Raw genomic sequence first — 3467 nt, forward strand, 5'->3', positions numbered from 1 at the left:
ATAAACTGCGCGCCCCCAACCCCCACACCAGAGCACCCACCCCAACCCCACCCCCCCCGCCGCCCCCCCCTCATCGCGCACCCGGGCGGCGGGCCCCCGGGTTCCCCTAACCCCCCGGGGGCCCCGCAGGCGGCGGCCCCTTCCGGGCCGCGACGTCACTGCGCCTTCCGTGCGCAGGAGTCCGCGAGAAGGGCTGTGCGGTGATGGCAGGGGCCGAGGAATTGGTGAATCTCGATGACGGCCTGCTTGTAGTAGGCGGGGCCAGTTGGGCTGATCCGCCTCCGGTCTGGAAGTCGGCAACTCGCGCCTGAAATCAGCGTTTCACAACGCTCTGGCCGATAGATTCCGTCCGACACAGGTTTCATTCAACGGAGTGGAGTACTGCCTGTGAACCGTAAGGGAATCATCGGCGGCACGCTCGCGGCCCTGATGTTGGCGGGTGGGTTCGGCGCATATACCGCCATGGCATCCGTGCCGACCACAGGCCGTACGATCCACGCCTGCACGCCCAGCAGCGGCGCATTTCGCTCCGTCTACATTATCGACTACGACGCGGGCACTCGCTGTACCCGGAGTCAAACGCATCTTCAGTGGAACTCGACGAGCGGCGCGGCCGCGGTCGTTCGCGTGACCGCCACCGACACGTCGCCCACGATTGTTGGCACCGAGGGCCCGAACAACATCTACAGCTACGTCCCCGTGGCCGAGTGCCCGGCGGGCTACGTGGCGACCGGCGGAGGATGGAAGGACGCGACCGTGAACCTGCCCATTCCGCCGGTCGGACTCCACGGGCCTACGGCCGACGGTCTGGGCTGGCAGGGCCACGCTCGCTCCACCCTGGGCGCTGGAACCCTGGACATCGGCGTCACGGTCATCTGCGAACGGGGAACCACTTCACCGTCAGGGTGATCAGAGAGTTCTGGGTGGGTTCGGGGATGGTGGAGTCCTCGGCCCGCCAGGACGCGAGGGTCTTGCCGGTGGGGAAGTTCGCCGAGTGTCGGCGAATGATGAGGATCCGCGAAAACGGCCAGGCCCGCTCCCGATTCCCCAGGTCGTTGCCCCTTGAAGCAAGTGGGGACGTTCGGCGAGCGAGTGTCGAGGGCCGCCCGTCCGTTGAGTGTTCGGCCGCCCGGTGTCACCGTCCGCGGTGGTTGGCGATGGGTGCCCGTCGCTGTCGATGACAGTCCGCCTTGGTTGAATCAGCGGATGAGTGAGACCTCTGTAGACCTGGGAGTCGTCACCGCGCCGTCCGGTGTGCTGGTCCTGGGCATGGCCGGCTGGATCGATCACTGGTCCGAGCTCGGCGACCCGTTGTCCGTGCGGGCACTGGCCGCCGTGAAGCACGGCGGTGGCCATCTGCACGAGCCCGCGGACGGCCCGAGCCGGGATTGGTCCTGCGAGGCAGTCGCGGTGCCAGCCGCAGCCGACCGGCCGCTGAAGGTGCGTGCCGAAACCGGGGAGGCGTACGACGGACCGGTCATCACGGTCCTGGAGGTCGACCTTGGCCTGCCCTGGCCGGAGAAACATGACGGAGAGCCGATCCGGCTAGGTGACCTGCCGATCGACCGCTGCGGCATGGTCCTCGGAGACGCCCACGCCCTCGACTCGTTCGTCGGGCTGCCGGGCGAGTCAATCGACGGGCTCGCCGACGTCACCTACTGGGGAAAGTACGAGGACGACGCCCACGCCCGCTTCGGCGGCAAACGGACGCCCCGGTACGAGGTCGAGGGCCCCTACGGGCGCCTCGACCTCCCCGTGCACGAGGCCCACGAGTTCGCTGGCCAGATCCAGAGCTGGTTGGCGGAAGGGCCCCGAACCGGCTTGATGGTCTCCGTGGACGTGCACACCCACTTTCACCTCCTCGACCGGGCTGGCCAGACCCACCCCCTGCTCGCCGGCCAGATCAAGATCGACGGATGCCAGGTCCTGGGTCTGGGCTGGGATCCCGGCGACCACTCCATGCGCCACCGCGGCGAACGAGCTTGGAACCAGGTCTACGCAGTCACTCTGGAGCAGCGCGGCGGCACCACCCTGCTGCGTTGGACGATCCCCGCAGAAGAACCTGAGTAGAGGGCGCCTCCGGCGCTCCTGACGCGATGGGCTTCGCCCACTTCGTGGGCTGGCCAGGCCGGCCCTGGTGGCGTCTGCCGGACGGGCGGCCCGGAGCTCTGGTGTTCCCCCAGTTCAACCACCCGCAGGTGGGGAATCAAGGTGAGCAGGTCCGGCCAACCCCTGAGTCCGGGGTGGCCGTTTTCAGGGCTCTGGCCGCGACTCCGTGAATGATCTTGATGTCTTGTCGGGACCGGAAGCAGTTGCCGTCACTCGTTGCTCCATGGCAGCGGTCGGCCCGGACGGCGAGCCCATTGCCGCCATAGGGCTACGCGGCCAGAATGGCCGCATGGTCGTAGAGGTGGCGACAGCGGGCTCCAAGCACCACGCAGGCGCTGCCGGGCCCGGCCGGGCTGAGCCGAGGCCGGGGCGCCCGGCCCGCGATGGCTTGATCGAGAAGCTCAATCAGGCGGTTCGCCGACCCGAGGCCCACGGCGGAGTGCCCGTCCTACCGTTGTTGCTTGACTTGCTGGCAGAAGCCGGCCAGCAGACCGCGGACGCGCTGTGGATACCGGATGCGAATGAACGCCTCAGCGCCGCGCCCTTCGTGCGGGACCACTTCACCGACCCGGCCATCCATGTGACCGCATCCCAGTACGGCGAAGACGCATACCGACGCGGCTGGCTCCACCTGGACCGGACCCTCTCCGCTGCGGACCACGCCGCGCTCCTCGACCGCGCAGCCGCCTGGGCGAACACGGATCGCACCCTGCACGAAGTTCTGGACGAGTTCGGCCCGGCATCGGTCACCTTCGGCAACCCGGCACCGCACCTCCCCAAGACTCTCAGCTACGCGACCAGCGACCCTGGAGCCCCGTTCGTCGCCTTCCACTTCGCCGCCGCGCCAGGCGAGTCAGCAGCTGCGCCGGAGCCCGTGAAATCTGCCGGCGCTGCCCTGCTTGCCGTCCGCGGCGTGCCGGGAGCACTCTTCGGCCTGAAGCTCACCCCACGCGGTCGTGCTGCCTGCTGGCCACTGTAGATCCTTCCGGGAACGTGCCCCTGAGCTGGTCATTCACGGAACTCCGGACAGACCCGTTTTCAGGGATCTCCATCACCCCGCGGTACCGTGCAGCGCGTGCCTGGCCACCGGCTCGGGAATGAACCTGCGCGGCACACTGCGCACACCGTGCACGGTCCCCAGTGGAGTGGTGGCGGCGCGCGGCACCGGCCGAAGGCATTTCCCATGCTCAGCAGCAGTGCCGTACAGTCATGCCTACCGACGCGGGGTGGAGCAGCTCGGTAGCTCGCTGGGCTCATAACCCAGAGGTCGCAGGTTCAAATCCTGTCCCCGCTACCAACCCCGGCAGGCCCGGCACCCCAGGTGCCGGGCCGGCCGCGTTTCGCGGGGGCCCGGCGCC

The 3467-nt window shown here is 68.7% G+C and carries 3 protein-coding genes and 1 tRNA gene; all 4 read left to right on the plus strand.

Annotated features, from left to right (window positions below; all coding sequences use genetic code 11):
• Positions 1 to 387: 387 nt before the first annotated feature.
• Positions 388 to 909 carry a hypothetical protein gene (locus ACFV0G_RS05925; protein WP_380542255.1) on the plus strand — a complete coding sequence of 174 codons (522 nt, stop codon included), beginning with the start codon at positions 388 to 390 and terminating at the stop codon, positions 907 to 909.
• Between the two features lie 297 nt (positions 910 to 1206).
• On the plus strand, positions 1207 to 2070 hold the full coding sequence (locus tag ACFV0G_RS05930) for a hypothetical protein (RefSeq protein WP_380542258.1): 864 nt from the start codon (positions 1207 to 1209) through the stop codon (positions 2068 to 2070).
• 427 nt (positions 2071 to 2497) lie between these two features.
• On the plus strand, positions 2498 to 3088 hold the full coding sequence (locus ACFV0G_RS05935) for a hypothetical protein (RefSeq protein WP_380542261.1): 591 nt from the start codon (positions 2498 to 2500) through the stop codon (positions 3086 to 3088).
• 241 nt (positions 3089 to 3329) lie between these two features.
• Positions 3330 to 3406 (plus strand) — tRNA-Met (locus ACFV0G_RS05940).
• The last annotated feature ends 61 nt before the right edge of the window (positions 3407 to 3467 follow it).

The sequence above is a fragment of the Kitasatospora sp. NPDC059571 genome, from assembly GCF_042735675.1.
Lineage (GTDB): Bacteria > Actinomycetota > Actinomycetes > Streptomycetales > Streptomycetaceae > Kitasatospora.

Bases quoted from the DNA above. Each gene is read 5' to 3' on its own strand.
- ACFV0G_RS05930 (WP_380542258.1), top strand. From the start codon at position 1,207: ATGAGTGAGACCTCTGTAGACCTGGGAGTCGTCACCGCGCCGTCCGGT.